Source organism: Pseudomonas sp. NPDC078416 (assembly GCF_050268485.1).
Classification (GTDB): domain Bacteria; phylum Pseudomonadota; class Gammaproteobacteria; order Pseudomonadales; family Pseudomonadaceae; genus Aquipseudomonas.
On record NZ_JBNNGV010000018.1, the window covers coordinates 72,621 to 91,098 of the forward strand.

Below are 18,478 nucleotides of genomic sequence, written 5' to 3' on the forward strand. Positions count from 1 at the left end.
GGAGAATTACCATGGCTTTTGAATTGCCTCCGCTGCCGTACGCACATGATGCTCTGGCACCGCACATCTCCAAGGAAACTCTGGAATACCACCACGACAAGCACCACAACACCTATGTCGTGAACCTGAACAACCTGGTGCCAGGCACCGAGTTCGAAGGCAAGACTCTGGAAGAAATCGTCAAGACCTCTTCGGGCGGTATCTTCAACAACGCCGCTCAAGTCTGGAACCACACGTTCTACTGGAACTGCCTGGCGCCAAACGCCGGCGGCCAACCGACTGGCGCCCTGGCTGACGCGATCAACGCCGCCTTCGGCTCGTTCGACAAGTTCAAGGAAGAATTCAGCAAGACGTCCATCGGCACCTTCGGCTCCGGCTGGGGCTGGCTGGTGAAGAAAGCCGACGGCTCCCTGGCACTGGCCAGCACCATCGGCGCCGGCAACCCGATCACCAGCGGCGACACCCCGCTGCTGACCTGCGATGTCTGGGAACACGCTTACTACATCGACTACCGTAACCTGCGTCCAAAGTACGTCGAGGCGTTCTGGAACCTGGTGAACTGGAAGTTCGTTGCCGAGCAGTTCGAAGGCAAAAGCTTCACCGCCTGATGAATGCTTGAATGCTCGAATAAAAAAAGCCCGGCACGTCCGGGTTTTTTTTCGCCTTCTCTTTGTCGTTTATGTATTGTCTGGAAGCGATAGCCGACTAATATCAAATTCCGTGCTGATTCAAACGGCTGGGCTCAAGTTTTCCCCGCGTACGACCGACACTGTACGGATAGCCTGAGTGGCATGCCTATTAACTGTTTTCCCGATTGATGGGGTCACGCGCACGCCAGAAGCGCCTGACCCGAATGCCTGCATTGCAAGTGCTTGCACGCAGTCAGCCCGCTATCAGCATGGATGAAGGAATGGCCATTTGAAGCTGGAACTCAAACACAGCTTGTCGGTGAAGCTGCTTCGCGTTGTGCTGCTTTCAGCGCTGATCGTGGGGGTCGTGCTCAGTTGCGCACAGATCGTCTACGACGCGTACAAAACCCGCCAGGCCGTTGCCACGGATGCGGCACGAATCCTCGACATGTTTCGCGACCCGTCGACCCAGGCCGTCTATAGCCTGGACCGGGAAATGGGCATGCAGGTCATCGAAGGGCTGTTTCAGGACAAGGCCGTGCGCCAGGCGTCCATCGGTCATCCGAACGAAACGGTGCTTGCCGAGAAATCCCGCGACCTTGAAGCCACCCCCACCCGCTGGCTGACCGATCTGATCCTTGGCCAGGAACGAAGCTTCACCACGCAACTGGTTGGCCGCAGCCCGTACAGCGAATATTACGGCGACCTGCGCATCACCCTGGACACCGCCACATACGGCGAAACCTTTCTCACCAATTCCATGATCATTTTCATTTCCGGCGTATTGCGCGCGCTGGCGATGGGGCTGGTGCTGTACCTGGTTTATCACTGGCTGCTGACCAAACCGCTGTCGAGAATCATCGAGCACCTGACCAGCATCAACCCCGACCGCCCCAGCGAACACCAACTGCCCTTGCTCAAAGGCCACGAAAAAAACGAGCTGGGGGTCTGGGTCAACACCGCCAACCAACTGCTGGCGTCCATCGAGCGCAACACCACCCTGCGCCACGAGGCTGAGTCCAGCCTGCTGCGGATGGCCCAATACGACTTCCTTACCGGTCTGCCCAACCGGCTGCAACTGCAGAAGCAGCTGGACAAAATCCTCGTCGACTCCGGAAAGGTGCAGCACCGCGTCGCCGTGTTGTGCGTCGGTCTGGATGACTTCAAAGGCATCAACGAACAATTCAGTTATCAGGCCGGCGATCAGTTGCTGCTGGCCCTCGCCGATCGATTGCGCAGCCACAGTGGCCGCCTCGGCGCCCTTGCCCGCTTGGGCGGCGACCAGTTCGCGCTGGTTCAGGCCGATATCGAACAGCCCTACGAAGCTGCCGAGCTGGCGCAGAACATTCTGGACGATCTGGAAGCGCCCTTCGCCGTCGATCAGCAGGAGATTCGTCTGCGCGCCACCATCGGCATCACGCTGTTCCCCGAAGATGGCGACAGCACCGAGAAGCTGCTGCAGAAAGCCGAACAGACCATGACGCTGGCCAAGACCCGCTCGCGCAATCGCTACCAGTTTTATATCGCCAGCGTCGACAGCGAGATGCGCCGTCGTCGCGAGCTGGAAAAAGACCTGCGCGAAGCCATGGCCCGCGAGCAGTTTCATCTGGTCTATCAGCCGCAGATCAGCTATCGCGATCACGGTGTGGTCGGCGTCGAGGCCTTGATTCGCTGGATTCACCCGGAACATGGCTTCGTGCCGCCTGACCTGTTCATCCCGTTGGCCGAGCAGAACGGCACCATTATCGCCATTGGCGAGTGGGTGCTGGATCAGGCCTGCAAACAGCTGCGCGAATGGCACGATCAGGGCTTCAGCGACCTGCGCATGGCGGTGAACCTGTCCACCGTGCAGCTGCACCACGCCGAACTGCCACGGGTGGTGAACAACCTGCTGCAGATCTACCGCCTGCCGCCCCGAAGCCTGGAGCTGGAAGTCACGGAAACCGGCCTGATGGAAGACATCACCACCGCTGCGCAACACCTGTTGAGCCTGCGCCGCTCCGGGGCGTTGATCGCCATTGATGACTTCGGCACCGGTTATTCATCGCTGAGTTATCTGAAAAGCCTGCCGCTGGACAAGATCAAGATCGACAAAAGCTTCGTGCAGGACCTGCTCGACGACGATGACGACGCCACGATCGTGCGTGCCATCATTCAGCTCGGAAAAAGCCTGGGCATGCAGGTGATTGCCGAAGGCGTGGAGACCGCCGAGCAAGAGGCGTACATCATTTCCGAGGGTTGCCACGAAGGTCAGGGCTATTTTTACAGCAAGCCACTGCCGGCGCGGGAGCTGCTGGCTTACCTGAAGCAAGCCCAGCGCACTCACAGCGAGGCGCTATAGCACGTCTGCCTTCCGACACGAATGCAGCCGCTGTGCAGATTCTCCCTGCCATTCTGAAGCCGCAGCTCAGACCTCCTTTGAAACAGCTTGAAATATCTCCCTCCGACTGCCTGGGCAAATGGCCTTTACACCGAATGCAAATCTTTCGCATTATGGCGCAGCATTTTTTGGCGTTCGCCACCGTTTACACCTCTTCTCGATGCAGGATTCCGTCATGATTCGTATGCCCCTGGCAACCGCAAGTCTGCTGGCTGTCGCTATTGCTCTGGCCGGTTGTGATCAAGGCAAGGACAAACCCGCCGCTGCAGCGCCTGCGCCGGCACCTGCCGCAGCCGCCCCGGCGCCAGCCCCGACCTCCGCCGCCGCACCTGCCCAGTCCAGCGAAGCCGCCACTAAAGCAGTGGTCGCCAACTACGCCAACATGGTATTTGCCGTCTTCAGCGACGCCGAATCCACTGCCAAAAACCTCAGCACGGCAGTCGACGCTTTCCTCGCCACCCCCAATGACCAGACCCTGAAAGCAGCGCGTGCAGCGTGGGTCGCGGCGCGCGTCCCTTACATGCAAAGCGAAGTGTTCCGCTTCGGCAACACCCTCATCGACGACTGGGAAGGTCAGGTGAACGCATGGCCGCTGGACGAAGGCCTGATCGACTACGTCGCCAAGGATTACCAGCATGCGCTGGGCAACCCGGGCGCCACCGCCAACATCATCGCCAACAAGTCGGTGCAAGTGGGCGAGGACAAAGTCGACGTCAGCGAAATCACCCCTGAAAAACTCGCCAGCCTCAACGAGCTCGGCGGTTCGGAAGCCAACGTAGCGACCGGTTATCACGCCATCGAATTCCTGCTCTGGGGCCAGGACCTGCACGGCACCGGCCCAGGCGCCGGCGAGCGTCCGGCCAGCGATTACATTGAAGGCCAGGGCGGCACCGGCGGCCACAACGACCGCCGTCGTGCCTACCTGAAAGCAGCCACCGACCTGCTGGTGAGCGACCTCGAAGAAATGGTCAACAACTGGAAGCCGGGGGTCGCCGACAACTACCGCGCCACGCTGGAAGCAGAATCCGGCGAGAGCGGGCTGCGCAAAATGCTGTTCGGCATGGGCAGTCTGTCCCTGGGTGAACTGGCGGGCGAGCGCATGAAAGTCGCGCTGGAGGCCAATTCCAGCGAGGACGAGCACGATTGCTTCAGCGACAACACCCACAACTCGCACTTCTATAACGGCCTGGGCATCCGCAACGTTTACCTGGGCGAATACACCCGCGTCGACGGCAGCAAAGTGACCGGCCCAAGCCTGTCTTCGCTGGTGGCCAAGGCCGATGCCGCGACCGACCAGACTGTGCGTGCCGACCTCGACGCGACTCAGGCAAAGCTGCAGGTCATCGTCGACCACGCCAACAAGGGCGAGCATTTCGACCAGCTCATCGCGGCGGGCAATACAGCCGGCAACGAGGTGGTGCGCGACGCCATCGCCGCGCTGGTCAAACAGACCGGCGCCATCGAGCAAGCGGCTGGCAAGCTGGGCATCACCGACCTGAACCCGGACAACGCCGACCACGAGTTCTGATCCACTCCACGTCCGCGTCAACGCCTATGGAGCCGCCACTTCCGGAGTGAAGTCGGCCCCACTGCAAACGAATGCCGACCCGACCACGGGCCGGCATTTTTTTGGTCAATCGACGCTTCAAACCCCACCAAAACGGACCTTACCCAGGGACCGATCTGTAAGCTTTGTAGGGCATTTCCTGTTCGTTCCTTGTCGGATTGAACACGCCTCCCCCGCCGCCGATCATGCGCACTTCCTTGCCCCCACCCTATCCAGGAGGAGACAGAAAGTGCCCAAGAGAAACAATAAAAGGCGCCGCGTCAGTAAGCTCAAAGCCAACGATTACGGTATCCACCTGCTGGTCGGCGTCAAGGGCCCGCGTGCCTGGAAGGTGACGATCTACCGCGATGGCAGGACCTTCAACCGGCTTTTTTCGTTCTCCCGCTACGGCGGCCGTGATCCGGCACGACAAGCCGCCGACGCCTGCCGTGACCAGTTGCTGCTGGCCCACTTGCCCAAGCTCAGCCGCGACATCCGTCAACGCATCATTGCCACCAACACCAGCGGCTATCCGGGGGTGCATTACCGCTGCTACACCGGCATCGCCTATTGGGTAGCGCGGACCACGCTGCGCAACGGCAGCAGTGTCACCAAGTCGTTCAGGGTCGAACATTACGGTTACGAGAGGGCCAAGGAGCTGGCGATCCGCGAACGGGAACGGCAGCTCGACGGGATTGGCGATTACCGGTCATTCAAGGTGGTCGAGGGCGAACGGCGTCTCATGCAACTGCTGGTGGAAAACCCGGCCCTGGAGATCGCCGGGGCGTGAGTTTTGCCGGCCCGCTGCCTGCGGATGATTTGGTAACAACACGTTACGAGAGGACCTTCAAACGCTAATCCCTCTTATTCATAAAACACGGGGCTGGTAAGCTTGCTCGCCCCGATTTCCTCCCCTTTGCAGGACCTGTATGACTGCGCGGTTCCGTCCCTCGTTTCTCCTGCTGATGGCGCTGGCCGTCAGTGGGTGCGATGACGCCCCGCGTTTCACCGCCGCCGAGCCCGGCGAGTCGCGCTCTGGCGGCGCCACCACCGTCAACAAAAGCGACCGCAATGCGTTTTCCCTGCCATCGGCCAACCTGTCGCCCGCTCGGCGGCTGGACTTCAGCGTCGGCAACAGCTTCTTTCGCAACCCTTGGGTAATAGCACCCTCAACGACCACCGCCCGCGACGGGCTGGGTCCGCTGTTCAACACCAACGCCTGCCAGAACTGCCACATCAAAGACGGCCGCGGCCATCCGCCCGAGCCCGGCGCCGATAACGCCGTGTCCATGCTGGTGCGCCTGTCGATTCCCGACGATCCGGCATTTGCCGAACACATCAAGCAGTTGGGCCTGACGCCCGAGCCTGTGTACGGCAAGCAGCTGCAGGACATGGCCATCCCCGGCGTGACGCCCGAAGGCAAGGTTCGGGTCGACTACGATTCAATGACCGTGCATTTTCGCGACGGCACCCCGGTGCATCTGCGCCGCCCTACCCTGCAGATCACCCAGCCCGGTTACGGCCCCATGCACCCGCAGACCCGAGCTTCCGCGCGCATCGCCCCGCCGATGATCGGCCTTGGGCTTCTGGAAGCCATCCCTCAAGCCGCGATTCTGGCCAACGCCAACCCGAACGATGAACAGGGCACCGGCATCACCGGCAAACCCAACTGGGTGTGGGACGACGCGCAGCAGAAATCCGTCCTCGGTCGTTTCGGCTGGAAAGCCTCCCAGCCGAGCATCAAACAGCAAAATGCCCACGCACTGGTGGGGGACATGGGCCTGACGTCCACCTTGATGCCGGTCGACGACTGCACGCCGTCGCAGACCGCGTGCCGTGCCGCGCCCAACGGCAACGGCCCGAATGGTGAGCCGGAAGTCAGCGACAACATTCTGCGGCTGATCACCTTCTACACCCGCAACCTCGGCGTGCCGGCGCGTCGCGACGTGGCCAACCCCCAGGTGCTGGCGGGCAAGAATCTGTTTTTCAAGGCGGGATGCCAGCAATGCCACACGCCGCAATTCACCACCTCCGCCGATGCCGCCGAGCCTGAGCTGGCGAATCAGGTCATTCGCCCTTACACCGATCTGCTGCTGCATGACATGGGCGAAGGCCTGGCCGACAACCTCAGCGAATTTCAGGCCAGCGGCCAGCAGTGGCGCACGCCGCCTTTGTGGGGCATCGGCCTGACGCAAGCCGTCAGTGGCCACACGCAGTTTCTGCACGACGGGCGCGCCCGCAACCTGATGGAGGCCGTGCTCTGGCACGGCGGCGAGGCGCTGCCCGCGCAACGTCAGGTGTTGGCCTTCGACGCGGAACAACGCGCGGCGCTGCTGGCGTTTTTGAATTCTCTCTAACGTATTTCTGAAGATAAGGAGTCGGGCATGTTCCGCCCCAAGTTGTTGCTCACCAGCCTCGCCGCATTGGCTCTGGGCGCGTGCGCGCCGTCGGACCCGCAAGCCGTGACGTCTGCCGCCATCGCCAGTCAGGTTATCCTGCCGACCTACAGCCGTTGGGTCGATGCCGACCGGCAACTGGCGATCAGTGCGCTGTCCTACTGCCAGGGCAAATCCGACCTGGACACCGCCCGCGCCGACTTCCTCCACGCACAAAAAGCCTGGGCCGAGCTGCAACCGCTGCTGATCGGGCCGCTGGCCGAAGGCAACCGCGCGTGGCAGATTCAGTTCTGGCCGGACAAGAAGAACCTCGTCGGTCGTCAGGTCGAGCAACTGGTTACCGCACAGCCGCAGATCAGTGCCGACGCGCTGGGCAAGTCCAGCGTGGTGGTGCAGGGCCTCTCGGCCTATGAATACATCCTGTTCGACGCGGACATCGACATGGCCAACGCCGAGCAGAAAGCCCGCTACTGCCCGCTGCTGGTGGCCATTGGCGAGCGTCAGAAGGCGTTGGCCGAAGACATCCTCACCAGTTGGAACAGCAACGACGGCATGCTCGCTCAGCTGAGCAAGTTTCCCAATCAGCGCTATGCCGATTCCCACGAAGCCATCGCCGAGTTGCTGCGCGTGCAAGTGACTGCGCTGGACTCGTTGAAGAAAAAACTCGGCACCCCGCTCGGCCGTGGCACCAAGGGCGTGCCGCAGCCATTTCAGGCCGAAGCCTGGCGCAGCAAGGCTTCGCTCAGCAGCTTGCAGGCGAGTCTGGCCAGTGCCCAGACGGTCTGGGCCGGTGTCGATAACAAGGGTTTGCGCGGGCTGTTGCCCAAAGAGCAGAAGCCTTTGGCCGACAAGATCGATGCCGCCTACGCTGAGAGCAATAGACAACTGGCCGCGTTGAAACCACCGCTCGGGGATCTGCTGGCCACCGAAGAAGGCCGTCAGCAGCTCAACGCTTTCTACGACAGCCTCAACGTGGTTCATCGCCTGCACGAAGGCGAGCTGGCCAAAGCGTTGGGCATTCAACTGGGCTTCAACGCCAATGATGGTGACTGATATGTTGCGACGTCAGGCTCTGGGTCTGGGCAGCCTGCTGCTCAGCGCCGTCACGTTTGGCGGCTGGACACTGTTCGCGAAAAAAGGCGAAAGTCCGCTGCTGTTGTCCGCTCGGGACGATGGCAACGGCCAGCACTTCGCCGTGGGCTATCGCGTCGACGGCACGCAGGTTTTCGCCACCGCCGTCGCCCAGCGCTGTCACGACATCATCAATCACCCCAATCTGCCGATCGCGCTGTTCGTCGCGCGCCGGCCGGGGACCGAGAGTTACCTGATCGACCTGCGGGACGGTCGCTTGCTGCAGACCATCACCTCGCAACCCCACCGACACTTCTACGGCCACGCCGTCATTCACAAAGACGGCGAATGGTTGTACGCCACCGAAAACGACACGACGGAACCGGGCCGTGGACTGTTGGGCGTGTATCGATTCGTGGATGAGCGGCTGCAACGCACCGGGGAAATTTCCACCCATGGTGTAGGGCCGCATCAGGTTTCATGGATGCCGGACGGCGAAACCCTTGTAGTCGCCAACGGCGGCATTCGCACCGAGGCCGAGAGCCGCGTCGAAATGAACCTCGACGCCATGGAGCCCAGTCTGGTGCTGATGCAACGCGACGGCACGCTGTTGAGCAAAGAGACCCTGGCCCAGCAGATGAACAGCGTGAGGCATATGGCGATTGCCAGCGACGGCACGATTGTCGCGGGCCAGCAGTTCATGGGGCCCTCCCACGAATCCGCCGAGTTGCTCGCCATCAAGCGACCGGGCCAACCGTTCCAGGCCTTTCCGGTGGCGGAGCAGCAGTTGCAGGCCATGGCGCATTACACCGCCAGCGTTGCCATTCACAACGACCTGCGGCTGGTGGCACTGACCGCACCGAGGGGCAACCGCTTCTTTATCTGGGATCTGGACAGCGGCGCGCTGAAGCTCGACGCACCGCTGCCTGATTGCGCCGGAGTGGGTGCTGTGACCGATGGCTTTGTCGTGACCTCGGGCCAAGGCCGCTGCCGTTTCTATGACTGCCGCGAGACAGCGCTGGTCGCCAAGCCGCTGGAGCTGCCGGCGGGGTTGTGGGACAACCATTTGCATTTGGTTTGATTGGGGATATGCGGCGGCCAGGCGGCAGCGGTGCAATGAGAAACCTCATTCATTTGCCGTCGCCCCCCAGGCGAACCTTCTGCATCTTTTCAAAGTCAGGCACCGCTCGCCCGTCGAACTGCTTCGTTCCATCGGGATAAACGAAAGTGATGTAATCACCCCTTTTGTGTTTTTTGGGCTCCGCCGATCGCACCACGTAGTCTCTATGCAGTACGGGCTCGAAATATATGTTTCGAGCTTGACGTGCCTCGTAGGTAAACGTACCTCCTTCCTCATCGGCAAGCATGGCCCACTTCTGATGCCCCCGAATGTAACTTTCGTGTATCCATGGATAGTAATCTTTCACAACATTCAGATCAGGCCCCTCTGCCGTCCAGGAATAGCCCGTTTGAAGTTGAGGATTATTGTGATCGAACACCACAATGATGTTCCCACCTGCCCCCTCTATTACGTCCTCCCCCAAGACATTGGGCACAGGGTACGAAACGCCGAACCTTACGTTGCTTAAATGCCACTCGCATGGACCACCACCGTCAACAAATAACTGTGCGGTAAAGGTGTCGTCATTTCCTGCACGCTTGAGCTCCATCTCATACCCGTTGTATCCATCAAGCGGTTCGGGACGCCCGTTACTGTCGTGCGCAATGCGTTTACAGATTGAGGACCGGTACATGACATGCATTGCGTCAGTTATCAGGTCCTTGGGCACCTTGACCGTAATAGTCACCTTCTCGCCTCCCGGGGTGGGAGAAAAGCTGAGGTCTTTCGCGCAGCCACCCACGGAACCGAATATCAGAAGACAGGCCACGGTAGTTCTTGAACATGAAGCAAAACTAAACATTCCATGCCCCTGATGTACTGACACTCGCATCAAGACGCAACAAAGCTTCGGGGCCGCCTTCTGCTTGCCGTGTCACTTCCAGTGCAGCACAGACTTCTTCATGCATCACAAGAAACAGACGATTGCGTTCTAGCTCATCTTCTGGAGCAGTGCTGCCGTGATTAACCATCTGATCCTTGAAGCGCTTGATCCTGGACTGTGCGGCGAGAGGGGGCTCACGATCAGGTTTAATGGCGGCAAGCAAGCGGCGGGTGATATGCGCCATATACTCGCCCATCATGTGGTTACCGATGCCCAGCAGCCCTCCCGGCTTGACGTTTTTATAGGGTGGGAATAATCGCGCACGCGCATCTGGTTGCAGGCTGCCCATAAAACGGAGTTGCGATTGCTCACTTTTTTTATTTTCCATCTTGTTGAGACTTGGCACCAGGTACAGGTTAGGCCGCTCGCGCAGGCGGGTTTTTATGGTGTTGTAATAGGGTGCCCCAAGACCATCCTTGCTACCTTGCGCCGCATAGTCAGAGCCGCGACTCTGCATGTGCTGCTCTACCCGGTATAGCATGGCGAGTTCCCCGTGATGGGCGTAAGGATCACCAAATTCTACAAGGTCGTTGGCGAGGGCTTGACCCATTGACCAGGCGAAACCCAACGTCGTGCCTAAGGGGCCATACAAGCCATAGAGGTAGTTGTCGAGGTCAGCTTCAGGCGGCACGCTGGGAATCGTGTCGGTATCATTCACGTGACGATAGTGGTCCACCTCCGCTAACCCCTTGATCGCAGCGAGGGTAAACGTGCGAGGCATGCCGTAGGTGTACAGAAGTGGGCTGCTGTCCTTCAGCGTGGCTGCATGTATTAGCCCTAGAGCGCCACCCAAACTATGGCCGCAAATGAATAAGTCCCTACCGGCACTTCTGGCAGGAAGTAATTTATCGAAGTGCTCACTGAATAGATTCTGAGCAACTGCAAAGGCTCTTCGAAACCCTAAATGAACTCGGCCCTCAAGTCCCAAGGCTGTGCACGGTTCCTTTGGAGCACAGGCTTCTTTTAGCCCAGGCTGGACAGGTCGAAAGGTAAGGTCGGTGGCAAGGTCAGGAGCGTGAATGCGATCAAAATCAGTCCCTCGCCAAGCCACCAGCATGTGGGTAGCGTTGCGGACGTAGAAGAGTTGAGTATCGCCCTGAGGAATGGCTACTTTGGTACTGTTCAACACTTCGCAAGACTCATATCGGTCATCAAAAGGGACGTCGGCGACGACACAGGGCCAGTTCTTCCCCCCATCCCAAACCCGCGGCGTTCGTGACATGTCCAGACACTGCCGCGCAAAAAACTCTGCAGGGGCGCCGTGCCGCGTTTTGTCCTCATTGCTGTACGACAGAATGCTCATCAGCCCCAGGTTGTAGGCATTCGCCAAGCTGTACCTTTTCTGCTTGTGCAGCACCAGTGACCACGCCCGAAACGGACAGACCTCCAATACATGACGTCGGTCGAGCGCTTCGTAAGGCGCGGTGAAACCCGAGAAGCTTGCATCAGGAAAATGGTAAGCAGGCAATGGCTTGTGCTTCGCCAATTCAGGCCTGACAACCGGCAGCCCATCGCACAACTGCCCGATTCGCAGGTAGTGGTAATCATGGCCTTGCTCATGCGCTGTCTTTTCAACAGGCGAAAAACCTGAACGCTGCTCGCCATACAGCGGCGTGCTCTCACCGAACCCGGGCCTATCGGGCTCAGGGCGAACAGCTCGCAAACGCCTTTGTTGCAGCACCTCAGCTAACGGCGTTGCCGGCATCAGCAACGTCATGTCGAGTGGGTAAAGATCCTCAAGCCGAATAACACCTTCGGCATCGGTGATACCTGTGAATTCGGGAACGCATCCATCCCGCACCGCCTGATTGACGGCCCGCCACGGCAGATTGGCCAATGGCTCGCCGAGTTCGTCCACCAGTTGAAATTCAACCCAGTGTTTTTTCTGCGGGCCGGCGGTCACGGCCTTGTAGGTGCAAAATATATCGGTTTGGTGCTGTCTGTCGCTCATGACGGATCCTTCCTCATTGACAGTATGAAGTTGCTTCAGGTAGTCGTGCATCGCGGCAGGCGGTAAGTCCGCTGCGCGTCAAAGCGAGCGAAGATGCGTGATTTGAAAGTGCGACTCCATAGGGGAAACACGAAGGGGACGCGTCCTAACGAAGATCCGGAATCGCCCTACACGAATCCAGATTCAGGGCACCACATTTATCAACCGTGCTGCCGGAGCGGGCAGGCGAGCTCCTACAGTCCGCGGGAAGCGCCCTCAAAATCCACCACTGCCACTGGCAACTAAATCGCGACAAGACTAACGTGCTCGCCTGATTCATCGGTTTTCCAAGGAAGTGGAATATGTTGCGTCGCCGCATGTTGATCATGTTGGGCATTGTCCTGATCGTGGTGCTGGCCCTGGGCGGGTATAAGGCGTTTTCGGTCTATCAGCAGATCCAGCAATTCACGGCGCCGAAGCCGCCGATCAATGTCGCGGTGGCCGTTGTCGAGGAGCGGCCGTGGCAGAATCGTCTGCCGGCCATCGGCACGCTCAAGGCATCCCAGGGCGTGGACCTGTCGCTGGAAATCGCGGGCACGGTCAAGGCTGTGCAGTTCGAATCCGGCCAGAAGGTCAAGGTCGGTCAGCCACTGCTGCAGCTCGACAGCGATGTGGAAAAAGCCCTGCTGGGCACCGCCGAAGCGGACCTCGGTCTGGCGCAGGTCGAGTACGGACGCGGCAGCAAACTGGTCGGCGAATCCGCCATCTCCCGCGGCGACTTCGACAAGCTCGCCGCCACCCAGAAGAAAGCCGCTGCCACCGTCGCGCAACTGAATGCCTCCCTGGCGAAGAAGCGCATCCTCGCGCCCTTCAGTGGCACCATCGGCATTCGTCAGGTCGACGTCGGCGACTATCTTGCCAGTGGCACGGTAATCGCCACGCTCCAAGACCTGACCAGCCTGTACGCGGACTTCTTCGTGCCCGAGCAAATGCTGCCGAAGCTGGCCGTCGGCCAAGAGGTGCAGGTGAGCGTCGCGGCCTACCCTGACCGCGTATTCACTGCGCGCATCAGCGCCATCAATCCCAAGGTTGAAGACACCACCCGCAACGTGCTGATTCGCGCCACCCTGCCTAACCCCGACAGCCAACTGCTGCCCGGTATGTTTACCAGCGTGCAGGTCCTACTCGGGCAGGACACGCAGCAATCGGTGCTGCCGGAAAGCACGATCACCTACACGCTGTACGGCAACTCGGTCTATGTCGTGGTGCCGAAAAAGAACGCCGACGGCCAACCGGAGAAGAACAGCAAAGGTGAGCCTCAGCTCATGGTCGAACGACGCTTCGTCGAGACCGGCGAACGGCGCGGCGGGTTGGTGATCATCAGCAAAGGATTGAAAAGCGGCGAGCAAGTGGTCACCGGCGGTCAGCTCAAACTGGATAACGGCGCCGCAGTTGCTATCGCGGCTGACCCGGCGACAGCGGCTAAAACCATTCCGGCGGCGCAGGACAGTCAGCCAAAAGCTGACTGATCAAGGAATCGATCATGGCGTTTACAGACCCGTTCATCCGTCGCCCGGTACTCGCCAGCGTGATCAGCCTGTTGATCGTGCTGCTGGGTTTTCAGGCGTTCAGCAAGCTCACCATCCGCCAGTACCCGCAGATGGAAAACGCGCTGATCACCGTGACCACCGCTTACCCCGGCGCCAACGCCGAAACCATCCAGGGCTATATCACTCAACCGCTGCAGCAGAGTCTGGCCAGCGCCGAAGGCATCGACTACATGACCTCGGTCAGTCGGCAGAACTTCTCGGTCATTTCCATTTATGCGCGTATCGGCTCCAACAGCGACCGTCTCTACACCGAGCTGCTGGCCAAGGCCAACGAGGTCAAGAACAAGCTGCCCCAGGACGCCGAAGACCCGGTGCTGAGCAAGGAAGCCGCCGACGCCTCGGCACTGATGTACATCAGCTTTTACAGCGCCGAGCTGAGCAACCCGCAGATCACCGATTACCTGTCCCGGGTCATTCAGCCGAAGCTGGCGACACTGCCAGGCATGGCCGAAGCCGAGATTCTGGGCAATCAGGTGTTTGCCATGCGCTTGTGGCTCGACCCGGTGAAGCTCGCCGGTTTCGGCCTGACCGCCAGCGACGTCACCGAAGCGGTGCGCAAGTACAACTTCCTGTCCGCGGCGGGCGAGGTGAAAGGCGAGTACGTGGTCACCAGCGTCAACGCCAGCACCGACCTGAAATCCCCCGAGACCTTCGCGGCCATCCCGCTCAAGACCGTGGGCGACAGCCGCGTGCTGCTGGGCGATGTGGCACGAGTGGAAATGGGCGCCGAGAACTACGACACGGTCAGCTCGTTCGACGGCACGCCGTCGGTGTACATCGGCATCAAGGGCACGCCCAGCTCGAACCCGCTGGACGTGATCAAGGAAGTGCGGCGCATCCTCCCGGAGCTGGAAGCCCAGTTACCGCCGAGCCTCAAAGCGTCCATTGCCTACGACGCCACGCTGTTCATTCAGGCCTCGATCCACGAAGTGGTGAAGACCCTGATCGAAGCGGTGCTCATCGTCATCGTCGTGGTATTCCTGTTCCTGGGCGCCCTGCGTTCGGTGCTGATCCCGGTAATCACCATCCCGCTGTCGATGATCGGCGTGCTGTTCTTCATGCAGTTGATGGGCTATTCGATCAATTTGCTGACGCTGCTGGCGATGGTGCTGGCCATCGGGCTGGTGGTGGACGACGCCATTGTGGTGGTGGAAAACATCCATCGGCACATCGAGGAAGGCAAGACACCCTTCGATGCGGCCATCGAGGGCGCCCGCGAGATCGCCATGCCGGTGGTGTCGATGACCATCACGCTGGCAGCGGTGTACGCGCCCATCGGTTTTCTGGAGGGACTGACCGGTGCGCTGTTCAAGGAGTTCGCGCTGACGCTGGCCGGCGCCGTGGTGATCTCCGGGATCGTCGCGCTGACCCTGTCGCCGATGATGTGCGCCGTGCTCCTGCGCCGGGACGAGAACCCCAGCGGCCTGGCGCACAAGCTCGATCACGCCTTCGAAAGCCTGAAGGTCCGTTATCAACGCCTGCTTCACGGCACGCTGAATACGCGGCCGGTGGTCATCGTGTTCGCGGTGCTGGTGCTGTGCCTGATTCCGGTGTTTCTCAAGCTGAGCCAGTCGCAACTGGCGCCGGATGAGGACCAGGGCATCATTTTCATGATAGCCACTGCGCCGCAGCCGACGAACCTCGATTACATGAATAAATACACCGACCAATTCATCAGCATTTTCAAAGCGTTCCCCGAGTACTACTCGTCGTTCCAGATCAATGGCTTCAATGGGGTGCAGACCGGCATTGGCGGCTTCCTGCTCAAGCCATGGGATGAGCGCAGCCGCACGCAAATGGAGTTGCTGCCCCAGGTGCAGGCCAAGCTCGACGGCATCACCGGGCTGCAGGTTTTTGGCTTCAACCTGCCGTCGTTGCCCGGCACAGGCCAAGGACTGCCGTTTCAGTTCGTGATCAACACACCTGGCGACTACGCCGCGCTGCTGGAGGTGACGGATCGCATCAAGAAACGCGCCGCCGAATCGGGCAAATTCGCGTTTCTGGACGTTGACCTGGCGTTCGACAAACCGGAAGTGGTGGTCGACATCGACCGCGCCAAAGCCGCGCAGATGGGCGTGTCGATGCAGGACCTTGGCGGCACTCTGGCGACGCTGCTGGGCGAGGCGGAGATCAACCGATTTACCATCGACGGGCGCAGCTACAAGGTCATCGCCCAGGTCGAGCGGGCCTACCGCGACAACCCGGCGTGGCTGGCGAATTACTACGTCAAGAACGCTGACGGCAAGATGCTGCCGCTGTCGACGCTGATCACCGTCAGCGATCGGGCCAGGCCGCGGCAGCTCAATCAGTTCCAGCAGCTCAACTCGGCGATCATTTCCGGCTTCCCGCTGGTGAGTCAGGCTGAGGCAATTGAGTTGTTGAGACAGATCGCCATCGAAGAATCGCCGCCGGGTTTTGCCTACGACTATGCTGGCGCCTCTCGCCAGTACGTCCAGGAAGGCAATGCGCTGTGGGTGACGTTCGGCCTGGCCCTGGCGATCATTTTCCTGGTGCTGGCCGCGCAGTTCGAGAGCTTCCGCGATCCGCTGGTGATTCTGGTGACGGTACCGCTGTCCATCTGTGGCGCATTGATTCCGCTGTTCCTCGGCATTTCGTCACTGAACATCTATACGCAGGTGGGCCTGGTCACGCTGATCGGGTTGATCAGCAAGCACGGCATCCTGATCGTGGAATTCGCCAACCAGCTGCGCCGCGACAAGGGCCTGACCGCGCGGGAAGCGGTGGAGGAAGCCGCAGCGATTCGTCTGCGGCCCGTGTTGATGACCACCGCCGCGATGGTGTTCGGCATGGTGCCGCTGATTCTCGCCACCGGCGCGGGCGCGGTCAGCCGGTTCGACATCGGAACGGTGATTGCCACGGGCATGTCGGTGGGGACGTTGTTCACGCTGTTTGTGCTGCCGTGCGTGTATACGCTGCTGGCGCGGCCGGATGATGCGCGGCCCGATAGCAGTGCCATTGGCGATGCGGGTGCTCATACGAGTAGCGGTGCCTGACGCAATTCTGTAGGAGCCGGCTTGCTGGCGAACGCGTTCGTCCAGATACCTCATTGGCGTCTGCCGTAACCGGTTCGCCAGCAAGCCGGCTCCTACAGATCACATCAAGCCGATAGATCCCATCAAGCCGATGCCCTGAGTACAGGAGGCGAGCCAGGCACTGACAATCCCGTCTGCAACAAAAAAAGGCCCTGATTTTTCGGGGCCTTTCGGTGAGTGCAGCAGGAAGGAATCAGCCTTGCGGTCCGCTTCCCTGGGCCAGGCCGAACATCAACAGGAGCAGATCATGATCGGGCCGGGCCGTGTCGGACATCCTGGCCACCCGAGGCAGCGGGCAATGGCCTTCGCCATGCACTGCGCTCAAAATCTTCGGCCCGGGCTGATCCCAGGCGGCCAAAGCGATGGAAGTCACCCCCAACGCCCCGACCAAAAACAAACCTCGCGCCATTTCTAACTTCATCGCTGTAAACCTTTGATGGGCCTGCCAAACGCGGTCTCGTAAAAGTAGACCAGCTTGGTCCAGTCCGCAGGCTGAAACGACGAATGGCGACGGAGCTGTTTCATGTCGTGCTGTGCGGCGGCATAGGACGTGAGGCGCTGGCGGCATTTCTCGAGATCGAGCAGTGCAACTTCGGCCTTGGCATTGGCGCCCTCGCCCACCACCCGGACAAAGACGTGCTTGATGTAAATGCAGCTGTGCTGCCAGCGCCCCTTGTGCATGCGGGCCAGATTGCCGGCGATTTCCTGCAGCATTTGCTCATAGACCGCTTCGCCATGCTGCTCGCGACCGCCGGCACGCAGCCAGTTTTCGAATTCGTCGAAACCGTCCAGCGACGCCGTGACCAGCAATGCGCGCCACTCATTGTTCTCGTCGCGCTCGGCACCGCAGAAGACCATGCGCGGCACATTGACGTCGAGCTGGCGAAGACCCTCAAGGGCATCACGTTCGCGCAGCACAGTCGGACGACCAAACGGGTGCAGCCAGCTGCGATAGATATGGCCTGTCTGGCGCTTCACATACAGCAGCCGACCGTTTTCCGAGACGACGCGCTGCACGCCACTTTCACCGCCACGGCGCACGTTGGGCTCTTCCACCCATTCGCCCCGCGTGTTCCAGAAATAGGCGAAGCGGTCCTTGGCGGGGACGGTTAACTCTGTTGCGAAATCCACGGCCATCCTGTTACCTCTTACGTAATAGATACACACGCCACATGGCGTACATCGGCAGGAAATCCAGGCGCTCCTGAATCCGAAACCCTGCCTGTTCAAATTCGGCTTCCACGTTAGCCACCGGCAGCACGAAGCGATTCTGGTAATCATGTTTCGGTCGCGACCCTTCGGCGCGGCGTCGCTTCCAGGCCTTGAAATTGCCATCCACCCACAGCGACACGATCACGCTGTCCCGGCTCACCCGGTGAAACTCCTTCAGCAGCACGGCGCGGTCTTCCGGCTTGCCGATGTGGTGCATCAAGCGCATGCAGAAGATGCTGTCGACGGCGTTGTCCGGCATCTCGATGGCAAACGCCGATGTCTGCAACGGCTGGACGCGTTTGACGACCTCGGCAGGTTGCGACTCGCAGGCAATCTTGACCATCGATGCCGAGTTGTCCGCCCCGATGATCACCCGGTTGGCTTTCTCGGCCAGCACCGGCCAGAAACGTCCGGCGCCACACGGCAGGTCCAGTACCAGACCCGGCTCGCCCGCCAACGCCAGCGCGCGTCGAGCCAGTTGTTTATCCCGGCGATCCGACAAGCGTCTGGCCAGTCCATCGTTGTGTTTGCGCAAATACTTTTTAGCGTGTTCGTCGTCGTACTTTCGTGAAAAATCCAGCTCGATCCGCTTGGTCATGACTGCATCTCCTGAAGTGAGATGGCCAAACTAGGCAGCGGAGCGTCACG

General features: G+C 60.3%; 14 protein-coding genes. 9 read left to right on the plus strand and 5 right to left on the minus strand.

What is annotated here, in order from left to right:
• Positions 1 to 11: 11 nt before the first annotated feature.
• From ACQKEN_RS16540 to ACQKEN_RS16570, 7 genes are all read left to right on the plus strand, one after another.
• Entirely contained in the window at positions 12 to 608 is a 597-nt protein-coding gene (locus ACQKEN_RS16540; protein ID WP_065992213.1) for a superoxide dismutase, read from the plus strand.
• Positions 609 to 918: 310 nt separating this feature from the next.
• Positions 919 to 2,970, plus strand: a complete 2,052-nt coding sequence (locus tag ACQKEN_RS16545) for a putative bifunctional diguanylate cyclase/phosphodiesterase (protein WP_427687070.1) — start codon at positions 919 to 921, stop codon at positions 2,968 to 2,970.
• A 214-nt stretch (positions 2,971 to 3,184) separates the two neighbouring features.
• Positions 3,185 to 4,537: an imelysin family protein gene (locus tag ACQKEN_RS16550; RefSeq protein ID WP_427687072.1), complete on the plus strand. Its 1,353-nt coding sequence runs from the start codon at positions 3,185 to 3,187 to the stop codon at positions 4,535 to 4,537.
• Positions 4,538 to 4,805: 268 nt separating this feature from the next.
• Positions 4,806 to 5,345, plus strand: a complete 540-nt coding sequence (locus tag ACQKEN_RS16555; protein WP_065992198.1) for an AP2/ERF family transcription factor — start codon at positions 4,806 to 4,808, stop codon at positions 5,343 to 5,345.
• Positions 5,346 to 5,484: 139 nt separating this feature from the next.
• Positions 5,485 to 6,912, plus strand: a complete 1,428-nt coding sequence (locus tag ACQKEN_RS16560) for a di-heme oxidoredictase family protein (protein WP_427687073.1) — start codon at positions 5,485 to 5,487, stop codon at positions 6,910 to 6,912.
• A gap of 27 nt (positions 6,913 to 6,939) precedes the next feature.
• Entirely contained in the window at positions 6,940 to 8,004 is a 1,065-nt protein-coding gene (locus tag ACQKEN_RS16565) for an imelysin family protein (protein WP_427687074.1), read from the plus strand.
• Position 8,005: 1 nt separating this feature from the next.
• On the plus strand, positions 8,006 to 9,103 hold the full coding sequence (locus tag ACQKEN_RS16570) for a DUF1513 domain-containing protein (protein ID WP_427687076.1): 1,098 nt from the start codon (positions 8,006 to 8,008) through the stop codon (positions 9,101 to 9,103).
• A gap of 49 nt (positions 9,104 to 9,152) precedes the next feature.
• Here ACQKEN_RS16570 and ACQKEN_RS16575 read toward each other — a convergent pair whose 3' ends face one another.
• The gene (locus ACQKEN_RS16575; protein ID WP_427687078.1) at positions 9,153 to 9,911 is read right to left on the minus strand and encodes a hypothetical protein; all 759 of its coding nucleotides are present in this window, start codon (positions 9,909 to 9,911) and stop codon (positions 9,153 to 9,155) included.
• A 25-nt stretch (positions 9,912 to 9,936) separates the two neighbouring features.
• Complete coding sequence (locus ACQKEN_RS16580; RefSeq protein WP_427687080.1) at positions 9,937 to 11,976, minus strand: lipase family protein; 2,040 nt, start codon at positions 11,974 to 11,976, stop codon at positions 9,937 to 9,939.
• 341 nt (positions 11,977 to 12,317) lie between these two features.
• Between ACQKEN_RS16580 and ACQKEN_RS16585 the strand changes: the two genes are divergently transcribed.
• Together ACQKEN_RS16585 and ACQKEN_RS16590 are read left to right on the plus strand one after the other, a co-directional pair.
• On the plus strand, positions 12,318 to 13,484 hold the full coding sequence (locus ACQKEN_RS16585) for an efflux RND transporter periplasmic adaptor subunit (RefSeq protein WP_427687082.1): 1,167 nt from the start codon (positions 12,318 to 12,320) through the stop codon (positions 13,482 to 13,484).
• A 14-nt stretch (positions 13,485 to 13,498) separates the two neighbouring features.
• The gene (locus ACQKEN_RS16590; RefSeq protein ID WP_427687084.1) at positions 13,499 to 16,579 is read left to right on the plus strand and encodes a multidrug efflux RND transporter permease subunit; all 3,081 of its coding nucleotides are present in this window, start codon (positions 13,499 to 13,501) and stop codon (positions 16,577 to 16,579) included.
• A gap of 232 nt (positions 16,580 to 16,811) precedes the next feature.
• Here ACQKEN_RS16590 and ACQKEN_RS16595 read toward each other — a convergent pair whose 3' ends face one another.
• From ACQKEN_RS16595 to ACQKEN_RS16605, 3 genes are read right to left on the minus strand one after another with little or no spacing between them, the layout of a single operon-like run.
• Positions 16,812 to 17,039: a hypothetical protein gene (locus ACQKEN_RS16595; protein ID WP_133772256.1), complete on the minus strand. Its 228-nt coding sequence runs from the start codon at positions 17,037 to 17,039 to the stop codon at positions 16,812 to 16,814.
• Entirely contained in the window at positions 17,036 to 17,755 is a 720-nt protein-coding gene (locus tag ACQKEN_RS16600; protein ID WP_427687086.1) for a lipopolysaccharide kinase InaA family protein, read from the minus strand. Before ACQKEN_RS16600 ends, ACQKEN_RS16595 begins: the two co-directional genes overlap by 4 nt.
• Before the next feature lie 4 nt (positions 17,756 to 17,759).
• Positions 17,760 to 18,428, minus strand: a complete 669-nt coding sequence (locus ACQKEN_RS16605) for a class I SAM-dependent methyltransferase (RefSeq protein WP_427687088.1) — start codon at positions 18,426 to 18,428, stop codon at positions 17,760 to 17,762.
• Positions 18,429 to 18,478: the final 50 nt, after the last annotated feature.

Bases quoted from the DNA above. Each gene is read 5' to 3' on its own strand.
- ACQKEN_RS16590 (WP_427687084.1), top strand. From the start codon at position 13,499: ATGGCGTTTACAGACCCGTTCATCCGTCGCCCGGTACTCGCCAGCGTG.
- ACQKEN_RS16580 (WP_427687080.1), bottom strand. From the start codon at position 11,976: ATGAGCGACAGACAGCACCAAACCGATATATTTTGCACCTACAAGGCC.
- ACQKEN_RS16605 (WP_427687088.1), bottom strand. From the start codon at position 18,428: ATGACCAAGCGGATCGAGCTGGATTTTTCACGAAAGTACGACGACGAA.
- ACQKEN_RS16550 (WP_427687072.1), top strand. From the start codon at position 3,185: ATGATTCGTATGCCCCTGGCAACCGCAAGTCTGCTGGCTGTCGCTATT.
- ACQKEN_RS16600 (WP_427687086.1), bottom strand. From the start codon at position 17,755: ATGGCCGTGGATTTCGCAACAGAGTTAACCGTCCCCGCCAAGGACCGC.
- ACQKEN_RS16595 (WP_133772256.1), bottom strand. From the start codon at position 17,039: ATGAAGTTAGAAATGGCGCGAGGTTTGTTTTTGGTCGGGGCGTTGGGG.
- ACQKEN_RS16565 (WP_427687074.1), top strand. From the start codon at position 6,940: ATGTTCCGCCCCAAGTTGTTGCTCACCAGCCTCGCCGCATTGGCTCTG.
- ACQKEN_RS16540 (WP_065992213.1), top strand. From the start codon at position 12: ATGGCTTTTGAATTGCCTCCGCTGCCGTACGCACATGATGCTCTGGCA.
- ACQKEN_RS16585 (WP_427687082.1), top strand. From the start codon at position 12,318: ATGTTGCGTCGCCGCATGTTGATCATGTTGGGCATTGTCCTGATCGTG.
- ACQKEN_RS16560 (WP_427687073.1), top strand. From the start codon at position 5,485: ATGACTGCGCGGTTCCGTCCCTCGTTTCTCCTGCTGATGGCGCTGGCC.
- ACQKEN_RS16570 (WP_427687076.1), top strand. From the start codon at position 8,006: ATGTTGCGACGTCAGGCTCTGGGTCTGGGCAGCCTGCTGCTCAGCGCC.